This is a genomic window from Cupriavidus malaysiensis (assembly GCF_001854325.1).
Lineage (GTDB): Bacteria > Pseudomonadota > Gammaproteobacteria > Burkholderiales > Burkholderiaceae > Cupriavidus > Cupriavidus malaysiensis.
This window is the reverse complement of sequence record NZ_CP017755.1, coordinates 2,738,518-2,759,996: the sequence shown is the minus strand read 5'-3', so window position 1 is coordinate 2,759,996 and position 21,479 is coordinate 2,738,518. Positions and strand designations below refer to the sequence as shown.

Here is a 21,479-nt window from a genome sequence, read left to right as displayed (position 1 = left end):
CTACCAAGCCGCCGATCGACCGATAAACAACGGCCCGGGCCCGCCTGCGCCGCGTCGGCGCGCAGGCGGGCGCCGCGTTCATCCGCCGGCTTTCCCGCTGCCGGCGATGCCGAGCTCGCTGGCGACCTGCTGGTTGGCGTAGGCCGAGCGCTCCCAGGCGCCGCGCGCGGAGCGGTCGGTCACCGAGAAGACGTAGATGCCGGCGAAGGCCACCAGCATGGAGAACAGCGCCGGATACTCGTACGGGTAGATCGCCGTGGCATGTCCCAGCACCTGTACCCACACCGTCGGGCTCAGGATCGTGAGCACCACTGCGGTGAGCAGTCCCAGGGTACCGCCGATGACCGCGCCGCGCGTGGTCAGGCCGCGCCAGTAGATCGACAGCAGCAGCACGGGGAAATTCGAGCTGGCGGCGATCGAGAAGGTCAGGCTGACGATGAAGGCGATGGTCTGCTTCTCGAACAGGATGCCGAGCAGGATGGACAGCACGCCCAGCACGAGCGTGGTGGCGCGCGAGACGCGCATTTCCTCGTGGTCGGTGGCCTGGCCGCGGCGCACGACGGTCGCATAGAGGTCGTGCGAGATGGCGGAGGAGCCGGCCAGCGTGAGCCCGGCGACCACGGCCAGGATGGTGGAGAAGGCCACCGCGCAGATGAAGCCGAGGAACAGGTTGCCGCCGACCGCATGGGCCAGGTGTACCGCCACCATGTTGACGCCGCCGATCACCGCGCCCGAGCCGTTGTGGTACAGCGGATCGCCGGCCACCAGGGCGATGGTGCCGAAGCCGATCACGATGATCAGCGCATAGCCGATGCCGACGATGCCGGTGGCATAGAGCACGCTCTTGCGCGCGGCCTTGACGTTGCTCACGGTGAAGAAGCGCATCAGGATGTGCGGCAGGCCGGCGGTGCCGAAGATCAGGGCGAGGCCGAGCGAGATGGCCGAGACCGGGTCCGAGACCAGGCCGCCAGGGCGCATGATGGCGGCGTGCTTGCCGTGCGTTGCGATGGCCTGCTCGAACAGGCGGTCCAGGCTGAAGCCGAAGCGGCTCATCACCATGAAGGCCATGAAGGCGCAGCCGGCCAGCAGCAGGGCCGCCTTGATGATCTGGATCCAGGTCGTGGCGAGCATGCCGCCGAAGAACACGTAGACCACCATCAACACGCCGACCAGGACCACCGCCGAGGTATAGCTGAAGCCGAACAGCAGTTCCACCAGCTTGCCCGCGCCGACCATCTGCGAAACCAGGTACAGCAGCACGATCACGATCGAGCTGGTGGCGGAGAAGGCGCGGATCGGGCGCTGCCGCAGCCGGTAGGACAACACGTCGGCCAGGGTGTAGCGCCCGAGGTTGCGCAGCGGCTCGGCGATCAGGAACAGGATGATCGGCCAGCTGGCCAGGAAGCCGATCGAGTAGATCAGGCCATCGTAGCCGCTGGTGAACACCAGCGCCGAGATGCCGAGCAGCGAGGCGGCGGACATATAGTCGCCGGCGATCGCCCAGCCGTTCTGCAGCGCGGTGATCCTGCCGCCGGCCGCGTAGTGGTCGGCCACGCTGTGGTTGCGGCGGGCGGCCCATCGCGTCACCACCAGGGTGGCCGCGACGAACACCAGGAACATGCCGATCGCGGTCAGGTTCATTCCCTGCCCGACCGGGGGGGGGCGGCCAGGGCCGGAGCGGCCGCGGCCAGCGCGAAGACCAGGCTCAGCAGGCGCTTCATTGCAGTTCTCCTTGGCGGATGCCGGCGATCAGCCGGTCGTAGACGGTATTGCTGCGATGGACGTAGAGCGCGACCAGCGCGAAGGTGAAGGCGAACATGCCGAAGCCGATGGGGATGCCGACGGTCATGGGCCGGCCGGCAACCAGCGGCACGGCCAGCAGGGCCGGCCGGAAGGCCAGCGTGAGGATGAAGCCGAAATAGGCCATCAGCATGGCCGCCGTCAGCGTCCAGGCGAAGCGGCGGCGCATGCGTTGCAGGCGGGCGAAGTCCGGGCGGCCGAGGATGGGGTGGGGGACCACCGGTGCATCGCGCTCGGTGGCGTCCGCATGGGAGGGGTAGGGGGCGGCTTGGGGCATGGCAGGGTCTCCGATCAATGGCAGGGGGCTCAGAAGCGCCGGGACACCGCGGTCTCGCGCATGACCGCCTCGGGCGTGCGGTAGCGCTCGGCCATCGCGCGCTCCTCGTCGCTCTTCAGTTGCGCCTGCATGTAGGCGCCGAGATGGCGCGCATGTTCGACGATCGCGTGGCCGATCTGCACACGCTCGCTGCTGTAGGCCGCGAGCGCGTCCGCCACCGGCGCACCGCTGCCGAGCGCGCGCACCAGCGCCATGGCGTCGCCGGCGGCCTTGGTGACACCCATGCCGCAGTGCGGGCGCGCGACGAAGGCGGCGTCGCCGAGCAGGGCGATGCAGCCGAACGCCATGCGCGGCACCGTCAGGTCGAAGATCGGCTGGAACAGCGGCTGGGCGGTCTTGGCGACCACCTCGGCAAACTGCGGCGCCAGCAGCTCGGTGGCCGCGCTCTCCATGTCGGCAAGCACGCCAGGGCGGATCAGCGCGGGCGGGATGCCGTTGCGCCAGCACTTGCCGCTGGCGTCGGTCAGCAGGTCGGGAAGCTCGTCGTCCTCGCGCGTGGCGCGGTACCACACGAAGTTGTAGCGGCGCTGGCCCGGCGCGGTGCTGTTGGCGGCGCCGGCCACGGGATAGCCGAGGATCTGCTCGTGCGGCGGCAGGCAGAAGGCGAACTGCTCGAAGATGTCCGCGCGGGTGCCGGCCGAGAGCTGCGCCTCGTCGACCAGGCCGCGCCAGGCGATGTAGCCGGCGTACTCGAGCCCGGCCGCCGGCAGCCATTGCTCGCGCAGCCCCGAGCGGAAGCCGTCGGCGGCGACCACGAGGTCGGCGCGGTGCGCCGAGCCGTCCTGCAGCGTCACCACGGCATGGTCGCCATGCGTATCGGCCGATACCACGGTGGCGCCGGTGCGGTAAGTGCCCGTAAAGGCGTGGTTCAGGACCTCGTAGATCTTGCCCCAGGCGGTCAGCGTCTGCGGCATGGCGCGTTCCGACAAGACCTTGCCCTCGCGCGACAGCGTGATGCGCCTGTCCACGTGCACGCCGATGCTGTCGTCGACCGCCACGCCGGCGGCGGCGAGCGCCTCGAACAGCTCCGGATGCGTGACGATGCCGGCGCCGCGTCCGACCAGGGCTTCGGGCGTGCGCTCGAAGATCTCGACGTCCCAGCCGTCGCGCATCAGCATGTTGGCGGCAAGCAGGCCGCCGAGCGAGCCGCCTACGACGATCGCCTTCGGCTTGGTGAGCCGTGTGGTAGTCATTCCAGTTCTCCAGTCAGGGCATGGGTGCCGTCGGGCTGCGCAAGGCCGGCGATGTCGAGGCCGGCGACTTCCGCCGCGGGGTAGTTGAGTTCGATCGTGACGCCGGACGGATCCTCGATGAAGACCTGGTGCAGGCCCAGGCCGGGAACCGTGCGATCGCGCCAGGGAATTCCCGCGGCGCGCAGGGTGGCCCACATCTGCCGGACACCGGTGGCGAGGAAGGCGATGTGGTCGAGCGTGCCGGTGCCGGACGCGGGCAGGGTGCGGTCGCCCAGGTAGGCGGACAGGCCGGCGGGACTGTCCGGATCGACGCCGATGATGTGCACGGTGCCGAAGCCGCTTTCGTCGTCGCCCAGGTAGAGCCAGGCGCCCGGGAAGTCGAAGGCCGGCCGGAAGCCGCGCCGGAAGCCCAGGACACGCTCATAGAACGCGCATGAGCGCTCCAGGTCGGTGGTACGGATGGAATAGTGTGCAAGCCTGGCCAGTGCCATCGCTCTCTCCTTAATTTATCAGTCGATCAGTGATCGGTTGATAAATTATAGGTTGGAGGTGACAGGCGACCAAGAACGATTCAGGCAGTAGTTACCCTGATGAATCGCTGTTTTTCGAGTGATAAATGAAGTGCGAGGCGCACCGGCGGCGCGGCAGTCGATGGCGGGCAGCCGGCAGCCGGGAACCACCGGCCGGCGCCGCGGCATTGCTGCCGCGGCGGTGGCGGGCTCAGGGGGCGAGCCGCGCGCGCAGCGCTTCGCCGCCCAGCGGCAGGTCGCGCAGGCGCAGGCCGGTGGCATCCAGCAGGGCGTTGCCGATGGCGGCGGCGGTCGGCCCCATGGCGGCTTCCGCCACGCCGAGGAAGGGGGCGCCGGGCCGGTCGATCAGGTGGACCTTGATCTGCGCGGGCACGGTGGAGAAGCGCATGATCGGATAGCTGCTCCAGTCGACGCTGCGGATGCCGTCGCGGTCGAAGCGGAGCTGCTCGTAGAGCGTCCAGCTGGCGGCCTGCAGGATGCCGCCTTCGATCTGGTTGCGCACGCCGTCGGGGTTCACGACCTGGCCGCAGTCAACCGCGACTTGCGCCGATTCGAGGCGCACCCTGCCGCTGTCGCGCTCGACCGAGACCTCCACCGCCATGGCGACATAGGCCATCAGGTTCTTGTAGCGCGCGAAGGCGAAGCCGACGCCCCGCTTGCCCGCGCGCGCGGCCTTCGCCTTGCGCGGCCAGCCGGACTCGCGCGCGGCCAGCCTGATCACCTCGAGCGCGCGGGGGTCATCCATGTGACGCACGCGGAATTCGACCGGATCGATGCCGGCCGCGCGCGCGAGGTCGTCCATGAAGGTCTCGATGCTGAAGACGTTGAGATGCGCGCCGAGCGAGCGCATGGCCGAGGTGCGCAGCGGCATCGTCGGCGAGAAGTGATTGACGATGTGCCTGGCTGGCAGGCGGTACGGCGGAATCGCGTTGCGGTCGCCGCCGCCCTCCGGCTGCAGCATCGGCACCGACGGCGCCGGTGTGAACGGCTTGGCCAGCTGGGTGGCCGGCAGCAGCCGGCCCGCGTTGACCACGCGCTCGTTGTGCGAGCTGCTCCACAAGGCATAGTCCCAGCTGACGATGGTGCCGTCGGCCGACAGCCCGGCCCGGACCTGCGTGATCATGGCGGGCGTGTAGTGGTCCCACAGGTTTTCCTGGTCGCGCATCCATTGCACGCGCACCGCGCGTCCCGGCAAGGCGCGCGCGAGCAGGGCGGCATGCGCCGCCGCGTCGTCGGCGCCGTTGTGACCGTAGCAGCCGGAGCCCTCGACATGGACGCAGCGGATCTTCTCCTTCGGCATCGACAGCATCTCGGCCAGGCCGTCGCGCAGCGGATAGACCCCCTGCGAGTGCGTCCAGACCGTGAGCCGGCCGTTCTCCATGCGGCCGACGGCGCAGGAGGGGCCGATCGAGCCGTGCATCAGGTAGCGCTTGCTGTAGGCCGCTTCCAGCGTGCGCGCGGCCGCCGGCATAGGCGCCTTGGCGTCGGCGATGGTCAGGTGCTGGGTGGCGATCTGCCGCAGCTGCGCGGCCACTTCGTCAGGCGCCGGCAGCGCGCGCCCCTTGCCCCAGCGGCAGCCGGCCGACAAGGCGCGCTGCGCCAGCACGGCCTGCCATTCCTTCTGCGCGACCACGGCCAGCAGGCTGCCGTCGCGCACGATGGCAAGGAACCCTGGCGTGGCGCGCGCGCCGGCCTCGTCGACCGCGAGCAGCGGCGCGTCGTAGGCGGGCGGCAGCACGACGCGCGCGTGCACCATGTCGGGCAGGCGCAGGTCCTGTACGTAACTCGGTCCCCCCGAGACCTTGGCGGGGATATCGAGACGCCGCATCGACGCGCCGATCACGGTGAAGGCCGCCGGATCGCGCAGCGGCGAGACGGGCTTGGCCTGCACGTGGAGATTGACGTACGGCAGCAGCTCGGCGAACGTCAGCGAGCGGCCGTCCGGCGCCGCGATGCGGGCGTCGCGCAGGGTGAGGCTGGCCGGGTCGACGCGCAGCCGGCGCGCGGCGGCGTCGGCCAGCAGGCCACGCACCTGGGCGGCGGCATTCAGCAAGGCGCTGCCGCTGTCCGCCATGGTATGGCTGCCGGCGGTCAGGCCCTCATCGGGAGAGCGCGCCGTGTCGGCGGTCAGGAAGACGATGCGGCGGGGCTCGATCTGCAGCTCCTCGGCCGCGACCTGCAACAGGGCGGTCCGCACCCCGGTGCCGAGCTCGACCTTGCCGGTGTAGACCGTCACCTGGTTGTCGGGGGCGACCTGGATCCAGGCGTCGAGATAGGGATTGGTCTTCAGGCTGCCCGCCAGCGCGACGAACTGCCTGGCGACCGTGACCGCGGCACCCTCGTCGGCCAGCACCGTCTGCGCGAGCGGGCGCCGCGCCGGCAGCAGGGTGAAGCCGACCACCAGGGAGCCCGCGATCATCAGGGCCCGGCGCGCGGGGTTGTCGGGGCCGTCGGGGCCGTCGGGGAGCTCGCGGCTCATCGCGTGGCCTCCGCCGCCTTGGCCGCGCCGCGGGTGCCGGCGGCGGCCGCGCGGATCGCCGCCAGGATCCGCATATGGGTGCCGCAGCGGCAGAGATTGGGTTCCATGTGCGCGCGGATCTCCGCTTCGGTGGGGTGGGCGTTCGCTTCGAGCAGCGCCTGCGCGCGCATGATCATGCCGGCGATGCAGTAGCCGCACTGGGCCGCCTGGTGTTCGATGAAGGCCTGCTGCAGCGGGCCGGGCCGCTCGGCGGAGCCCAGGCTTTCGATCGTGCGGACCGCGCGCTGCCCCAGTGCGGCCACAGGGACCAGGCAGGAGAAGACCGGCCGGTCGTCGACCAGCACGGTGCAGGCTCCGCACTGGCCGAGGCCGCAGCCGAACTTGGCGCCGTGCAGCCCGAGCTCGTCGCGCAAGGCGTACAGCAGCGGCGTGGACGGATCGATATCGAGCGCGTGGCTCTTGCCGTTGACTCTCAGCGTGATCATTGCGACATCACTCCCTTGCGGATGCTGCTGACGGTGGCTGGCACGCCGTCCCATGGCCGCCGCCCGGCGTAGGCGGCGCGCAGATAGGCCGCCAGGTCGGCGACCTGGCTGTCGTCCAGCACCTGCTGGAACGGCGGCATGTAGTGGAGCGCCTGCTCGCCCTGCCATGGCACGCCGTACAGGATCATCTGGATGGCATTGCGCGGGCTGGCCGAGTGGAGCGCGCTGCTGGTGGCGAGGCTCGGCCGCTTGCCGAGCGATTGCATGGGCGAGCGCTCGCCGTGGCATGAGGCACAGGCTCCGGCGAACAGGACCCGGCCGCGCTGCACGGCATCGGCATCGCCCGGGACCGGGGCGCCGGCGGTGTCGCGCGGCCGCTCGCGGTCGTCGGGCGCGGGCTGCTGCAGCGAGAACAGATAGGTGGCCATGGCCTCCACGTCGGATGCAGGCACCGTGGCCAGTTCCTGCGTGACCGGCAGCATCGGGCCCGCCGCCGCGCCGTGTGCGCCCGAGATGCCCGTGCGCAGGTAGGTGGCGAGCTGTGCCTCGGTCCACGGCACGGCGCCGTTGGCGAGGTGGAGCAGCGAAGGTGCCTCCCAGCCGTCGATGAGGTTGCCGGCGAAGGCCTGGCCGGACTTCTCGCCGCCGATGAGGTTCAGCGGAGAATGGCAAGCCGCGCAATGGCCGAGGCCGTTGACGAGTTCGCGGCCGCGGTTCCATTGCGCGCTGCGGGCGCTGTCGGGCGCTTGCGCTCCGGGGCGGAGGAACAGCACGTTCCAGAACGCCACCAGCGGCCGGAAGCCGAGCGGGAAGATCAGGTCGTTGCGCGGCGCGGCGGCGGATACCGGGTCGCGCCGCATCAGGTAAGCGTAGGCCGCGGCGATGTCGTCGTCGGACATGCGCGTGTAGTGGACATACGGGAAGGCGGGATAAAGCTGATGGCCGTCGCGCGCGATGCCGCGCCGCAGGGCCCGCGTGAAGGCCGCCAGCGACCAGGTGCCGATGCCGGTCTCGGGATCGGGCGTGATGTTGGTCGAATAGATGGTGCCGAACGGCGTGCGCAGCGGCAGGCCGCCGGCATAGGGCTGGCCGCCGGGCGCGGTGTGGCAGACCGCGCAATCGCCCAGCGCCGCCACGCGGGCGCCGCGCAGTACCTGCGCGCGCTCGAATGATTCCGGTGCCGGCGGCTGGACGGGGGCGATCTCCCGCTCCAGCATCAGGTACAGCGCGAGGCCGCCTCCTGCCAGGACGATGGCGCAGATCAGCATCCACCATTGGCGTCGAGAGGGCATGGGGAAATCTCCTTGGCTTCCGGTGCGTGGCACCGGCGTCGGTGGGCGGCATGCCCGGGCTGGCCGATTTCGGCAGTGTAGGAGGCGGCGCGGACCGCAGCCATTGCGGAATGGTCGTGACCGCACCAGACGAAGGTGTTAGGCCGGGCGCGCAGGGCGCCCGGTACGTGACCGTCTGTCGCTTACCGCAGCGGCGCGTAGTCGGGCAGCGGCGCGTAGTCGGTGTAGCCGGCTGCGTCGCCGCCGAAGAACGAGGCCGGATCCGGCTGGTTCAGCGGCGCCGAGGTGCGCAGGCGCAGCGGCAGGTCGGGGTTGGCGATGAAGGGCCGGCCGAAGGCGATCAGGTCGGCGCGGCCCTCGGCGAGCGCCTTCTCCGCGGACGGGCCGTCGTAGCCGCCGGCCAGCATCAGCACGCCCTGGTAGGTGTCGCGCATCATGCGGATCATGCGGTCCCAGCGCGGGTCCGTGGCCTCGTCCTTGACGGTGCCCACCATGGCGGGCTCGACCAGGTGCAGGTAGGCCAGCGGCCACTGGTTCAGGCGCCGCGCGATATGGACGAAGGTGGCCTCGGGCGTCTCGTCGTCCATGCCCATGAAGCGGCCCATCGGCGTCAGGCGCACGCCCACGCGCGCGGCGCCGATTTCGGCGGCGACCGCGTCCACCACCTCCAGCAGGAGCCGGGCACGGTTCTCGATGCTGCCGCCATATCGGTCGGTGCGCTGGTTGCTTGCCGAGTTGATGAACTGGTCCAGCAGGTAGCCGTTGCCCGCATGGATTTCCACGCCGTCCATGCCGGCCTCGATGGCGTTGCGCGCGGCCTGGCGGTAGTCCGCGACGATGGCGGCGATCCCTTCGACGCTCAGCGGCTGCGGCACCGGGATCTCTCCCCAGACGCCACGGCCGTGTTCGTCGAGGATGAAGGTCTTGCCCGGCACGGGCAGCGCGCTGGGCGCCACCGGCAGGGCGCCACCGGGCTGGAAGACGGGGTGGGACACGCGTCCCACGTGCCAGAGCTGGAGGAACATGCGCCCGCCGGCGGCGTGCACGGCATCCGCCACGGCGGACCAGCCGGCGATCTGCGCCTCGGTATGGATGCCGGGCGTCCAGGCATAGCCCTGGCCCTGCTGGGAGATCTGCGCGGCCTCCGAGATGATCAGCGCGGCAGAGGCACGCTGGCGGTAGTACTCGGCGTTCAGCGCGGTGGGCACATTGCCCGGTTGTCCGGCGCGGGAGCGCGTCAGCGGTGCCATGACGACGCGGTGGTCGAGCTGGAGCGGGCCGATGGAGATGGGGGAAAAGAGTCGGGAGTCCATGACAGGGATACCTCCGGTCGTGAGCGTTATCGGGGAACGGGCCGAATCAGCGGCGCGGGGCCAGTGCCAGCGCGGCGAGCGATACCAGGGCCAGGCCGCTGCCGGCGGCGATCACGCCATGCCAGCCGGCGTGGGCATACAGCGTGCTGGCGACTGCCGATCCGAGCGCGCCACCGGCGAAGATCGACGTCATGTACAGCGCATTGAGCCGTGCGCGGCTGGCGGCATCGAGCGCGTAAATCGCGCGCTGGCCCAGCACCATGTTCATCTGCACGGCGAAGTCGAGCACGATGCCGGTCAGCGCGAGGCCGTACAGCGCGGCGTGCCCTGCGGCCAGGCCGGGCAGGAAGCTGGCGGCGGCGGCGACCATGGCGCCGAACGAGGCCAGGCGGGTATGGCCGGCATCGGCAAGACGGCCGGCGATCGGCGCGGCGATGGCGCCCAGCGCGCCGACCAGGGCGAAGATGCCGATCTGCGATTGCGACAGGCCCTGGCGGCTGGCCAGCTCCAGCGGCACGGCGGTCCAGAACAGGCTGAAGGCGGCGAACAGCAGGCCCTGGTAGAGCGCGCGCTGGCGCAGCACCGGGTAGCGGGCGAGCAGGTGCCAGAGCGAGGCGATCAGGCTGGCGTAGCTGGCACGATGCTGCGGCACGCGGCGCGGCAGGGTCATGGCGATGATGGCGACGGTGGCCAGCGTCATCGCGGCCGCCGAGAAGAACACGGCGCGCCAGCCGAAGAACTGCGCCAGCATGCTCGACAGCGGCCGCGACAGCAGGATGCCGGAGAGCAGGCCGCCCATGATCGTGCCGACGGTGCGCCCGCGCAGCGCCTCGGGGGCAAGGTGCGCGGCCAGCGGGATCAGGATCTGCACGCTGACGGAACTGAGGCCGAGCAGCAGCGAGACGAGCAGGAACCAGCCCGGTTGCGACGACAGCGCGGCGCCGACCAGGCTGAGCGCGGCGGCGGCGCCGCTGAGCATCAGCAGGCGGCGGTTCTCCAGCAGGTCGGCGAGCGGCACCAGGAAGAACAGGCCGATCGCGTAGCCGATCTGGGTCAGCGAGACGATGACGCTCGCCCCCTGGGGCGAGAGCCCGATGGCCGGTGCGATCAGTTCGATGATCGGCTGTGCGTAATAGAGGTTGGCCACCAGCACGCCGGCGGACAGCGAGAACAGCGCAATCAGCGCCGGGGACATCGGCGCGGCCGCCTGGTGCGAGCCGCTGTGGAGGGAGGAGGTCGTGGTTTCCATGGCTTCGGGTTTCGGGCATCGGGGTTGGGATGTGCCGAAGCTTAGGTGGCGCAAGGCGGGCTTGGAATGAGGGCGCAGCGCAAGGTAGCGTTGCGTCCAGCACAAAGCCGCCGTCGGGACGTCGCTGCGGGTGGTGGCCGGCGCGCGCCGGCCATGGCAAGCGGCCGGCGCCAGGGCAGGAGGCGCCGCAGGCGGTCCGTTGATGATCTATTGATCAATAAGTGCCGGCGGCGGCGCTTGCGGCGGGGCCGCCGGCCTGGCGCCGGCGCGGCGCGGCCGGTTCCGCACCGTCCTGCCGGCCCGCAGCGCAGGCGTTGCGCCGGACGCAAAGCTGTGCAGCGCTGCGTGGCGATTCTCCCGCGGCCGCGCCGCGCGTACTGTGGCCTCCGACAAAACAAGGAGGCCTGTCATAGATACCAAGCACACCCCGGCGCGCCGCGCGCTGGTCATCGGCGGTTCCCTCGGGGGACTGTTCATCGGCAACCTGCTGCGCCGCATCGGCTGGCAGGTCGACATCTACGAGCGCTCGCCGCATGCCCTCGACAGCCGCGGCGGCGGCATCGTGCTGCAGCCCGAGGTGATCGAGGTGTTCCGCCGCCTGGGCATCGATGCCGGCGAGGTCGAGCTGGGCGTCGCCTCCCGCTACCGGACCGTGCTGGAGCCGGACGGGACGGTGCGCAGCCGGCGCTTCGCGCCCCAGATGCAGACATCGTGGTCCCTGATCTACTCGCGGCTGCGCGCAGCCTTCGGCGAGGCCGGCTATCAGCAGGGCAGGACGCTGGTCGGCATCGAGCAGGATGCGGCGGCCGGCACCGTCACCGCCCGCTTTGCCGACGGCAGCGTCGAGACCGGCGACCTGCTGATCGGCGCCGACGGCGGCAACTCGACCGTGCGCCAGCAGATCTGGCCCGAAGCGCGGCCCTCGTATGCCGGCTACCTGGCCTGGCGCGGGCTGGTCCCGGAGTCCCGCATGCCGGAGTCGACACGCCAGATGCTGGCCGGCGATTTCGGCTTCGCCAACAACCGGGGCTCGCACATCCTCGGTTATCTGGTGCCGGGCGAGCACAACGACACGCGCCCTGGCCACCGCTTCTACAACTGGGTCTGGTACCGCGTCGCGGACGCACGCATGCTCGCTGCGGTGATGACCGACCGCAATGGCAAGGCGCGCGGCTACTCGGTGCCGGAGGGCCTGCTCGACGAGCGCTGGCTCGCCCATCTCCAGCAGGATGCCGAGGCCCTGCTGCCCGAGCCCTTCCGCGCGATCGTCGCGGCGACGGAGCAGCCGTTCGCGCAGGCCATCCGGGACCTGGCTTCCGAACACATGGTGTCCGGCCGCATCGCGATCCTGGGCGACGCCGGCTCGATCCCGCGTCCGCATACGGCGGCCAGCACGTCCAAGGCGGCGGCCAATGCGCTGGCGCTGGCGGATGCGCTGCAATCTGCGCCGGCCGATATCGCCGCGGCGCTGGCGCGCTGGGAGCCGGCCCAGGTCGCGTATGGGAAGGCCTTGCGGCGCCAGGGTACCGAGACCGGCAACCTGCTGTTGTTCCACGGGGCCGCCACGGCCGGTGCTGTCTGAGCGCGGGTGCCGGGGCCGGCCGGCTCGGCCCGCCGCGCGCCGCTTACTTGAACAGCCAGGGCGCGACGAGCCGCGTATAGCGCGGCATGACCACATAGACCATCAGGAACACGATGGCCGCGGTCACGGCCGCCTTGTTCACGAAGGCGTCGTGGTCGAAGCCGAGCTGCCCGAGCAGCGGCAGGACGCCCCATGGCACGACGATGCTCAGCGGCAGGATGGCGCTCCAGGTGACGAGCCACTGCTTCCACGCGGTCGGGACCTTGACCGGCGCGTGTTTCGGCGTGAACCAGAAATCGAGCCCGGTCTTGATCTCGTAGCGGTCGCCCTGCCGCAGCGCGGGGCCCATGTCGGCGATGTGCCGGCGGCGCTCATCGGATTCCATCCAGGCGCTGAGGCTGTGGAAGTCGGCGAAGCGGACGATGGTCGCGTACTCGCGGCTGCCGCCGGCCGGACGGATCACGTCGGTGCTCAGGTAGCCGGGGAATTTCGACGAGGCGGCGCGGATGTCCGCCAGCCACGCCTCGTACTGCGCGACGGCGTCGGGCGCGACGTCATGGACGATGATGCTGGTGACGATTTCCTGCGGCGCTTCCTGCGGCATGGGGGCGGTCGGGTTCATCGCGCTTCCGGTGGGTGGCGGAGGCCGGCGGCCCGAGGCGGCGCCGTGGCCGAAGCGCTCCATCTTACGCGGAAAGCGGCGGGGCCGCGGTGCCCGTCACCGCGGGGGCGCTGAAGCGGGAACGGCTGCTGAAGCGGATGCCGTCTCGTGCGAGACGGCTGCAGGCGCAGGTCTCCTGTTCCCGGGCGGGAAGGCTGTCACACCTGTCCGCGGTTGCGCGAAGACACGGCAACGGTGGTCGGCGACTCGGCGAGCGGTACGAAACGGCGCGTCTTGCCATCGAGCGCATCGATGCTGCCGGTCTCGATATCGTAGACCCAGCCGTGCAGGCTCATGCGTCCCTGTTCGAGCGCCAGCGCCACCGATGGATGGGTGCGCAGGTTGGCCAGTTGCGCGATCACGTTCTCACGCACGAGGCCATCGAGCTTGGCGCGAGGCGTATCGAACTGATGGGCCGCATTGATGGCTTTGGCCGCATCGGAGTGGCGCAGCCAGTTCGCCACCGCCGGCAGGTGGTCAAGGCAGGTGCAGCGCGAGATCGCGCCCATCGCGCCACAGTCCGAATGCCCGCAGATCACGATATCGCGCACGCCCAGCACCGCCACCGCGTACTCGACGGTGGCCGACACGCCACCGGGCTCCGGGCCGTACGACGGCACGATGTTGCCCGCGTTGCGGATCACGAACAGCTCGCCCGGCTCGCGCTGGGTGAGCAGCTCAGGCACGACGCGGCTATCCGAACAGGTGACGAACAGTGCCTTTGGGTTCTGTGTCGTGGCGAGCTGTTTGAACAGCTCGACCCGTTGCGGATAGACCTCGCGCTGGAAGCGCAGAAAGCCGTCGATGATGTCACGCATGGCGTCCTCCCGATTCGAATGCTCGATACTGGCATGGTCGTTCGATACGCTGCCATGCCGGTGCGGCCCAGATTATCGCCGATGTCGGGCCTCCCGGGGCACGGGGACCCGCCCCGTTCCGGCGCACTGCCGGCGGCCTTGTCTTCATCTCCGGCCAGGTCGGCATCCGCCCGGACGGCACGGTGCCCGATAGCGTGGAGGAGCAGATCGAGCTCGCCTTCCGGCGCCTGGGTGCGGTCCTGGTCCACGAGGGGCTGGGTTTCGAGGTCCTGGTCGAGCTGGTCTCCTACCACGTCCGGATCGACGAACAGCTCGGCGCGTTCCGGGAGATCAAGGCGCGCTGCATCACGCGCGAATTCCCGGCCTGGACGATCCTCGGCGTGGCGTCGCTCGCGCGGCCGAACCTGCTGGTCGAGATCAAGGCGGTCGCGGCTGCCTGGGTCCACGGCGGCCGCGACGCGGACCGCATCGCAGGGCGATCGACGAAAGTACTTGCCTTTTTCCGTGGTTCAGTTATAGTCACGTCCTCGCGTGCGGCTGTAGCTCAGTTGGATAGAGTACTTGGCTACGAACCAAGGGGTCGTGGGTTCGAATCCTGCCAGCCGCGCCACCTATTCTCAGGATGTAGCAGATGGACGGCCTGGAAGCCTCAAGCTTCCAGGCCGTTTTTTTATGCGCCCGCGCCGGCCGGCCGGGGTGCGGCCCCGGCGGCAAGGAAAAGCGCCGTCCGCGCTGCGGCGGCGGACGGCGCAAGCTGCGGCAGATCAGCGGAATTGCCACAGCGGACTGGATCGTAGCCGCGCGCTGCGCCGCCGATTGCAAACAATGATGTCTGCCCGTCGCCGCGTGCCGTGCGCAGCATCCCGCCGTTGCCGAAAGTCCACGCCGCGCAGCGGCTTCAGTCCGCCGGGCCGAGGATGCGCTCCACGCATTCCGCGCGCAGCGGCACGCCCAGGAAGCGCGCGATCTCGACGATCTGCCCATACAGCATCCATTGCCCGTGATGGATGGCGCAGCCGCGTGCGCGTGCCGCCCTGAGCAGCGGCGTCTCCTCTTCCCGCATCACCGCCTCGCAGACGAGGGTCGACGCATCGAGGCGCTTTGCCGCGAGCGGCAGCGGGTCGCTGTCGCGCAGGCCCAGCGCGGTGGCATTGACGACCACGTCGAAGCCGGCGGGATCGTCGCCGCCGGCGCGGATGTCGACGCCGGGCACCGCCGCGCGCAGGCGCGCGGCCAGCTCCTGCGCCTTGTCGGCCGAGCGGTTGTGGATGACCAGCTCGGCCGGCCGCTCGCGCGCCATGGCATAGGCCATCGATTTGCCCGCGCCGCCCGCGCCGAGCTGCAGCACGCGCTTGCCGGCCAGCGCGTGGCCACGTTCGCGCAGGCCGGCGACAAAGCCGTCGCCATCGAAGTTGCCCCCGCTCCAGCAGCCCTTGTCGCGGTCGAAACGCATGGCATTGACCGAGCCGACCAGGCGCGCCGTGTCGCTCAGCGCGCCGCAGGCGGCCACTACGGCTTCCTTGTGCGGCACGGTGACGACCAGTCCGTTCAGGCTCTGGATCGCGCGGGCGCCGTCGAGGAAAGCGGCCAGTTCCTCGGGGGCGACGTGGAAGGGCACGCAGACCGCGTTGAGGCCCTGCCTGGCGGTGGCGGCATTGAACAGCTGCGGGGTGCGGACATGGGAAACCGGCGCGGCGACGATGCCGACGAGTTGGGTGTTGCCGTCGATCTGCATGGTGTGGTTGGCGTTGGTTGGGTGATGCTGCCGTGGTTGGGAGGGTTGTCGGTGGAGGACTTGGTGATGCGGGCGCCGAGGGCTTCGTTGGTTTGCTCGCGTGCTGGATCGTGCTGAGGGCTTCGTTGGTTTGCTCGTGTGCTGGATCTCACCGAGGGCTTCGCTGGATGTGGTGCCTTGCTAGACCACCCCTCTCCCCCGCCCTCTCCCCATGCGGGGAGAGGGAGCCAAGACACTATGCTTGGTGTGCGGTGCTGGTGCATCTCGTTTCGGCTTCGTTCAGCGCGACGGGGTTTGCACCGCGCCGGTTCGCTCCCCTCTCCCGCTTGCGGGAGAGGGGCCGGGGGAGAGGGCAGGCGCCAGCGTCGCGCCCAGGCCCGTATCCGGGATGATGGTGCCTGCCAGCGGCACCAGGCACCCCCTCAGATTCCCGCCATGCACGTGTACTTCACGACCAGGTAGTCCTCGATGCCGAAGTGCGAGCCTTCGCGGCCGACGCCTGACTGCTTGACGCCGCCGAACGGTGCCACTTCGTTCGAGATCAGACCGGTGTTGACGCCCACCATGCCGTACTCCAGCCGTTCGGAGACGCGCCACACGCGGCCCAGGTCGCGTGCGTAGAAGTAGCTGGCGAGGCCGAATTCGGTGTCGTTGGCCATGGCCACCACCTCGTCCTCGGTGTCGAAGCGGAACAGCGGCGCCACCGGGCCGAAGGTCTCTTCGCGCGCCACCAGCATGCCGGGCTTGACGTCGGCCAGCACGGTGGGCTCGAAGAAGGTGTGGCCGAGCGCGTGGGGTCTGCCGCCGGAGAGCACGCGCGCGCCCTTGGAGACGGCGTCGGCGATGTGTTCCTCGACCTTGGCCACCGCCTTGCCGTCGATCAGCGGCCCGATGCGCACGCCGTCGTCCATGCCGTTACCCACCTTGAGCGCGGCGACCGCGGCCACCAGCTTCTGCGCGAAGGCGTCATAGATCTTGCTGTGCACGTACAGGCGGTTGGCGCATACGCAGGTCTGGCCGGCGTTGCGGTACTTGGAGACGATGGCGCCTTCGACCGCGGCATCGAGGTCGGCGTCGTCGAAGACGATGAAGGGGGCGTTGCCGCCCAGTTCCATCGATACCTTCTTGATGGTGGAGGCGGTCTGCGCCATCAGCTCGCGGCCCACTTCGGTGGAGCCGGTGAAGGTCAGCTTGCGCACCAGCGGGTTGTGGCTCAGCTCGCCGCCGATGGCGGCGGCCGAGCCGGTCACCACCGACAGCACGCCGGCGGGGATGCCCGCGCGCTCGGCCAGCACGGCCAGCGCCAGCGCCGACAGCGGCGTCTGCGAGGCCGGCTTGAGCACCATGGTGCAGCCGGCCGCCAGCGCGGGGCCGGCCTTGCGCGTGATCATGGCGGCGGGGAAGTTCCACGGCGTGATGGCGGCGCACACGCCCACCGGCTCCTTGGTGACGACGATGCGCTGGCTGCTGATCGGCGCTGGGATGGTCTCGCCGTAGACGCGCTTGCCTTCCTCGGCGAACCACTCGATGAAGGAGGCCGCATAGGCGATCTCGCCGCGCGACTCGGTGAGCGGCTTGCCCTGCTCGGCGGTCATGATGGCGGCGAGGTCGTCCTGGTTGGCGAGCAGCAGCTCGAACCACTTGCGCAGCAGCGCCGAGCGCTCCTTGGCGGTGCGCGCGCGCCAGGCGGGCAGGGCGCGGTTGGCGGCCTCGATGGCCTGGCGGGTTTCCTCGGCGCCGAATTGCGGCACCTGGGCCACGTGCTCGCCGGTAGCGGGATTGAGGACGGCGATATGGCGTGCGCCGTCGACCCAGCGGCCGTCGATATAGCACTGCTGGCGCAGCAGGGAGGGGTCTTTGAGCGTGAGCATGATGGGATTCCTTGGCGACGATGAGAGTGGGGGCGCTGCAAGGTGACCGGTGCCCGCGCGGCGGCGGGCTCCGCTTCGATTCTACTGCCGGCGTCAGCCGGCGATGTAAAGGCCGCCGTTGACGTGCAGCACCTCGCCGGTGATGAAGCTGGCGGCCGAACTGCACAGGAAGCCGATCGCGGTGGCGATCTCGCGCGGCTGGCCGAGGCGCTTGAGCGGCGTCTGCTCGACCGAGTCGGCGCCGCGCTTCTGGATCAGATCGGCCGTCATCGGCGTGGCGATGATGCCGGGCGAGACCGCGTTGACCCGCGTGCGCGGGCCCAGCTCGCGCGCGAGGCTGCGCGTCAGGCTCAGCAGGCCGCCCTTGGAGGCCGAATAGTGTGCGTTGTAGTAGGCCCCGCGGTGGGCGGCCACCGAGGTCAGGTTGACGATGGCGCTGCCCTCGCGCAGCGCCGGCATGGCGCGGCGCACCAGGTAGAACACGCCGTCGAGGTTGATCGACAGCGTGCGCCGCCATTGCTCGTCGCTCATGCCGTCGACCGGCTGGGCCTCGTACAGGCCCGCCGACGGCACCAGGAAGTCGATGCCGCCGAAGCGTTCCTGCGCCAGCGCCACGGCGCGTGCGCTGTCGCCGGGATCGGCCGCGTCCATGCGCAGCGTGGCGACGCGCTCGCCGGCGGGGTCGAGCTCGCGCGCGAAGGCGGCGAGGCCGCCCTCGTCCAGGTCGGTCAGCACCAGGCGCGCGCCGTGCGCGTGGAACAGGCGGGCGGTCTCGCGGCCGATGCCGCCGTTGGCGCCGGTCAGCAGCAGGGTGCGTTGGTCGAAGTCGTACATGGTGTCTCCTGGATAGGGTTGTCTGTGGCGCAGGTGTCGGTCGCGCGGCTCGGGGCCCGGGCCGCTCAGATGTGCAGGGCGCGGCCGTACGCCGCCAGCACGGCTTCGTGCATGGCTTCCGACAGGGTGGGGTGGGGCAGCACGGCTGCCATCAGGTCGGCCTCGGTGGTTTCCAGCGTCTGCGCGATGGCATAGCCCTGGATCATCTCGGTCACTTCCTCGCCGACCATGTGGGCGCCCAGCAGCTCGCCGCTGGCGCCGTCGAACACCACCTTGACGAGGCCGGCGGTGGCGCCCATGGCGATGGCCTTGCCGTTGCCGACGAAGGGAAACCTGCCCACCTTGACCTCGCGCCCGAGCGCGCGCGCCTGGGCCTCGGTCAGGCCCACGCTGGCCACCTGCGGGTGGCTGTAGGTGCAGGCCGGGATGCGCGCGGGATCGAGCGCGTGCGGATCCAGGCCGGCGATGTGCTCGACGCAGATCACGCCTTCGTGGCTGGCCTTGTGCGCCAGCCAGGGCGGACCGGCCACGTCGCCGATGGCGTACAGGCCGGGCTCGCCGGTGCGGCCGAAGCCGTCGGTGACGAGATGCGTCTTCTCGACCCTGGCCGCGGTGTGCTCCAGGCCGAGGTCTTCCACGTTGCCGACGATGCCGGCCGCCACCAGCACCACGTCGGCTTCCACGCGCGTGGCGGCGCCGGTACGCGGCTGCAGCGTCAGCGCCCAGCCTTCGCCGTGGCGCTCGGCGCGCTCCAGCGCCGTCGCCACATGCAATGCGATGCCGTCGCGCTTGAGGCTGGCGGCGACCTGGGCCGAGATCTCCTCGTCCTCCACCGGCAGGATGCGCTCGGCCATCTCCACCACCGTGACTTCGGCGCCGACGGCGCGGTAGAAGCTGGCGAACTCGATGCCGATGGCGCCGGCACCGACGATCAGCAGGCGGCGCGGCAGGCTCGGCGGCGCCAGCGCCTCGCGGTAGCTCCACACCGTCTTGCCGTCGGCCGGCAGCGCCGGCAGCTGGCGCGCGCGCGCGCCGGTGGCAAGGATGATGTGCGGGGCCGACAGGGCCTGGCGGCCGCCGTCGGCCCCGCTCTCCGCCCCGCCCTCCACCTCGAGCCGGCCGCGGCCGGCCAGGCGGGCGTGGCCGCTGATCACCGTCACGCCGTGCTTCTTCATCAGGTGGGTCACGCCCTTGTTGAGCTGGGCGGCCACCGCGCGCGAGCGCGCCACCATGGCCGGCAGGTCGGCGCTGGCGCTGCCGGCGCGCACGCCGAAGGCGGCCGCGCCATTGACCAGGCGCAGCACGTCGGCCGAGCGCAGCAGCGCCTTGGTCGGGATGCAGCCCCAGTTCAGGCAGACGCCGCCGAGCTGCGCTTTTTCCACCAGCGCGGTCTTCATGCCCAGTTGCGCGGCGCGGATGGCGGCCACGTAGCCGCCGGGGCCGCCGCCGACGACGACCAGGTCGAATGCGGATGCAGTCACGTCGCGTCCTCAGATCAACATTGACAAGGGGTTTTCCACCAGCCGCTTGAACGCGGCCAGCCACTGCGCGGCCAGCGCGCCGTCGATGGCGCGGTGGTCGGCCGACAGCGTGCAGCGCATGACCTGGCCGGGGCGCAGCTCGCCGTCTTCCACCACGGGCACCGCCTGGGTGGCGCCGACCGCCAGGATGGCGGCCTGCGGCGGATTGATGATGGCCGAGAACTCGCTTACGCCGAACATGCCCAGGTTGCTGACGCTGAAGCTGCCGCCCTGGTATTCCTCGGGGCGCAGCTGCCCGGCGCGGGCACGCGCGGCGAGGTCGGCGATCTCGCCGCTGATCACCGACAGCGGCTTGCGGTCGGCGCCGCGCACGATGGGGGTGATGAGGCCGGTCCCGGTCGACACGGCCACCGCCACGTCCGCCTCGCGGTAGTGGCGCATCGCGCTGTCGGTCCAGCCCACGTTGGCCCCGGGCACCTCGCGCAGGGCCACCGCCACCGCGCGCACGATGAAGTCGTTGACGGAGATCTTGCGCGCGGCCCCGGCATTGACCTGCGCGCGCAGCGCCAGCAGCGCCTCCATGCGGCAGTCGGCCACCAGGTAGAAGTGGGGAATGGTGGCCTTGCTTTCCGACAGGCGCCGCGCGATGGTGCGGCGCATATTGCTGTGCGGCACCTCGGTGAAAGCGGCATCGGCGGGCAGCGCGGCGGCACTTGTGCTTGCTGCCGGCACGGCAGCGCTGGCGCAGGCGGCGGGGGCAGCGGCCGGAGCCGCCGGCGGGCGGCCGCCTTGCGCGGCCTGCTCCACGTCGCGCTTGACCACGCGGCCGTTGGGGCCACTGCCGCGCAGCGCGGCGAGGTCGACGCCGAGCCGGGCCGCCAGGCGGCGCGCGAGCGGGCTGGCGAACACGCGGGACGAGGGCGCGGCGGCCGGGCTGGCCGCGCCGGCCGCCGGTGCGGTGGCCGGCGTCGGTTCGGCCGCGGCGGCCGCAGCGGCCGCGGTCGGGGTCGCGCCACCACCGCCGGCGGCGGCGATCAGCGCGTCGATATCGATGGCGCTCTCGCCGTCGACCAGCAGCACGCCGATGGGCGCGCCGACCTCGACCTCCTGGCCGGCGGCGACGAGGCGGCGGCCCAGCACGCCGGTCGCGTCGGCGTTCAGCTCGACCACCGCCTTGTCGGTCTCGATCTCGGCGACGCAGTCGCCCACGGCGACCGTCTCGCCTTCTTCGCGGGTCCACGCCTGCAGCGTGGCATGGGTGGCATTGGCCGCCACCTCGGGCATGCGCAGCAGAATCGCCATGTCAGTGCGCCTCCGCCGGGAACAGGTCGGGCCGGTAGGCCGCGATGTCGTCGTACTGCACGAACTCCAGCACATTGCCTTCGGGGTCGTGGCAGAAGGCCAGCCAGGTGCCGGCGCGGACTTCGACGCGCCGGGGCCCGGTCAGCAGGCGTGCGCCGGCGGCGGCCAGCCGCTCGACCACGGCCTGGAGGTCGTCGACGATGAAGGTCAGGTAGCTGGCGTTGGCCTTGTCGAGGATATAGCCGGGCACCGCGGCGGGCGCCGGCGGCGTGGCCGGGGCCAGCAGCTTGACGCGCTCGCCGCGCGGCGTCTGCAGGCGCACGGCGGTGTAGCCGTCGCGGTGCATGGCGGCCTGCGCGGCGGCGGCCGGCGGCACCTGCACCTCGCTGACGAAGGCGAGGCCGAGCACCTGCTCGTAGAAGCGGCGCATCGGAGCGAGGTCGCGCACGGCGATGCCGACCTCGAGGGGAACGATCATGTTCAGGGTCATGGGGAAATCCTTGGCTGCATCGATGGG

At 70.9% G+C, this 21,479-nt stretch carries 18 protein-coding genes, 1 tRNA gene and 2 pseudogenes; 4 read left to right on the top strand and 17 right to left on the bottom strand.

Going from position 1 to position 21,479, the window contains the following annotated elements; translation table 11 throughout:
- Positions 1 to 78: 78 nt before the first annotated feature.
- From actP to BKK80_RS31575, 9 genes and pseudogenes are all read right to left on the bottom strand, one after another.
- A pseudogene (actP, locus tag BKK80_RS31615) lies at positions 79 to 1,721 on the bottom strand (cation/acetate symporter ActP).
- The gene (locus BKK80_RS31610) at positions 1,718 to 2,077 is read right to left on the bottom strand and encodes a DUF485 domain-containing protein (RefSeq protein WP_071018535.1); all 360 of its coding nucleotides are present in this window, start codon (positions 2,075 to 2,077) and stop codon (positions 1,718 to 1,720) included. Before BKK80_RS31610 ends, actP begins: the two are co-directional and overlap by 4 nt.
- Positions 2,078 to 2,106: 29 nt before the next feature.
- Entirely contained in the window at positions 2,107 to 3,330 is a 1,224-nt protein-coding gene (locus tag BKK80_RS31605; protein WP_071072697.1) for an FAD binding domain-containing protein, read from the bottom strand.
- Complete coding sequence (locus BKK80_RS31600) at positions 3,327 to 3,821, bottom strand: VOC family protein (RefSeq protein WP_071072695.1); 495 nt, start codon at positions 3,819 to 3,821, stop codon at positions 3,327 to 3,329. The genes BKK80_RS31605 and BKK80_RS31600 overlap by 4 nt, the downstream gene beginning before the upstream one ends.
- A 229-nt stretch (positions 3,822 to 4,050) precedes the next feature.
- Positions 4,051 to 6,339 carry a xanthine dehydrogenase family protein molybdopterin-binding subunit gene (locus tag BKK80_RS31595; protein ID WP_071072693.1) on the bottom strand — a complete coding sequence of 763 codons (2,289 nt, stop codon included), beginning with the start codon at positions 6,337 to 6,339 and terminating at the stop codon, positions 4,051 to 4,053.
- The gene (locus BKK80_RS31590) at positions 6,336 to 6,824 is read right to left on the bottom strand and encodes a (2Fe-2S)-binding protein (RefSeq protein WP_071018543.1); all 489 of its coding nucleotides are present in this window, start codon (positions 6,822 to 6,824) and stop codon (positions 6,336 to 6,338) included. The genes BKK80_RS31595 and BKK80_RS31590 overlap by 4 nt, the downstream gene beginning before the upstream one ends.
- Positions 6,821 to 8,116 carry a cytochrome c gene (locus BKK80_RS31585; protein ID WP_071072690.1) on the bottom strand — a complete coding sequence of 432 codons (1,296 nt, stop codon included), beginning with the start codon at positions 8,114 to 8,116 and terminating at the stop codon, positions 6,821 to 6,823. The genes BKK80_RS31590 and BKK80_RS31585 overlap by 4 nt, the downstream gene beginning before the upstream one ends.
- A 182-nt stretch (positions 8,117 to 8,298) precedes the next feature.
- Entirely contained in the window at positions 8,299 to 9,429 is a 1,131-nt protein-coding gene (locus BKK80_RS31580; RefSeq protein ID WP_071072688.1) for an alkene reductase, read from the bottom strand.
- 46 nt (positions 9,430 to 9,475) lie between these two features.
- Entirely contained in the window at positions 9,476 to 10,678 is a 1,203-nt protein-coding gene (locus BKK80_RS31575; protein ID WP_071072686.1) for an MFS transporter, read from the bottom strand.
- Positions 10,679 to 11,057: 379 nt separating this feature from the next.
- Here BKK80_RS31575 and BKK80_RS31570 point away from each other — a divergent pair, with 379 nt between their 5' ends.
- Complete coding sequence (locus BKK80_RS31570; protein WP_236903858.1) at positions 11,058 to 12,260, top strand: FAD binding domain-containing protein; 1,203 nt, start codon at positions 11,058 to 11,060, stop codon at positions 12,258 to 12,260.
- A gap of 43 nt (positions 12,261 to 12,303) precedes the next feature.
- Here the strand turns inward: BKK80_RS31570 and BKK80_RS31565 are convergent, their stop codons facing one another.
- Together BKK80_RS31565 and BKK80_RS31560 are read right to left on the bottom strand one after the other, a co-directional pair.
- Complete coding sequence (locus BKK80_RS31565) at positions 12,304 to 12,882, bottom strand: antibiotic biosynthesis monooxygenase (RefSeq protein WP_071018554.1); 579 nt, start codon at positions 12,880 to 12,882, stop codon at positions 12,304 to 12,306.
- Between the two features lie 197 nt (positions 12,883 to 13,079).
- Complete coding sequence (locus tag BKK80_RS31560; RefSeq protein ID WP_071018556.1) at positions 13,080 to 13,739, bottom strand: carbonic anhydrase; 660 nt, start codon at positions 13,737 to 13,739, stop codon at positions 13,080 to 13,082.
- 182 nt (positions 13,740 to 13,921) lie between these two features.
- Here BKK80_RS31560 and BKK80_RS38055 point away from each other — a divergent pair.
- The 3 genes and pseudogenes from BKK80_RS38055 to BKK80_RS36835 all read left to right on the top strand — a co-directional run.
- A pseudogene (locus BKK80_RS38055) lies at positions 13,922 to 14,113 on the top strand (RidA family protein); the annotation flags it as partial.
- A gap of 159 nt (positions 14,114 to 14,272) precedes the next feature.
- Positions 14,273 to 14,349: transfer RNA gene (locus tag BKK80_RS31550), tRNA-Arg, on the top strand.
- A gap of 21 nt (positions 14,350 to 14,370) precedes the next feature.
- Complete coding sequence (locus tag BKK80_RS36835) at positions 14,371 to 14,568, top strand: hypothetical protein (protein WP_156811437.1); 198 nt, start codon at positions 14,371 to 14,373, stop codon at positions 14,566 to 14,568.
- A gap of 69 nt (positions 14,569 to 14,637) precedes the next feature.
- Here BKK80_RS36835 and BKK80_RS31545 read toward each other — a convergent pair whose 3' ends face one another.
- From BKK80_RS31545 to BKK80_RS31520, 6 genes are all read right to left on the bottom strand, one after another.
- Entirely contained in the window at positions 14,638 to 15,474 is an 837-nt protein-coding gene (locus tag BKK80_RS31545) for a shikimate dehydrogenase family protein (protein ID WP_071072684.1), read from the bottom strand.
- 422 nt (positions 15,475 to 15,896) lie between these two features.
- Entirely contained in the window at positions 15,897 to 17,345 is a 1,449-nt protein-coding gene (gene gabD / locus BKK80_RS31540) for an NADP-dependent succinate-semialdehyde dehydrogenase (protein WP_071072682.1), read from the bottom strand.
- Positions 17,346 to 17,438: 93 nt separating this feature from the next.
- On the bottom strand, positions 17,439 to 18,179 hold the full coding sequence (locus BKK80_RS31535; protein ID WP_071038825.1) for an SDR family NAD(P)-dependent oxidoreductase: 741 nt from the start codon (positions 18,177 to 18,179) through the stop codon (positions 17,439 to 17,441).
- Positions 18,180 to 18,244: 65 nt separating this feature from the next.
- A complete protein-coding gene (lpdA, locus tag BKK80_RS31530; RefSeq protein ID WP_071072680.1) occupies positions 18,245 to 19,660 on the bottom strand; it encodes a dihydrolipoyl dehydrogenase in 1,416 nt (471 codons plus the stop codon).
- Positions 19,661 to 19,669: 9 nt separating this feature from the next.
- On the bottom strand, positions 19,670 to 20,962 hold the full coding sequence (locus BKK80_RS31525) for a pyruvate dehydrogenase complex dihydrolipoamide acetyltransferase (RefSeq protein ID WP_071072679.1): 1,293 nt from the start codon (positions 20,960 to 20,962) through the stop codon (positions 19,670 to 19,672).
- Position 20,963: 1 nt separating this feature from the next.
- Entirely contained in the window at positions 20,964 to 21,452 is a 489-nt protein-coding gene (locus BKK80_RS31520) for a VOC family protein (RefSeq protein ID WP_071018569.1), read from the bottom strand.
- Between the last annotated feature and the right edge of the window lie 27 nt (positions 21,453 to 21,479).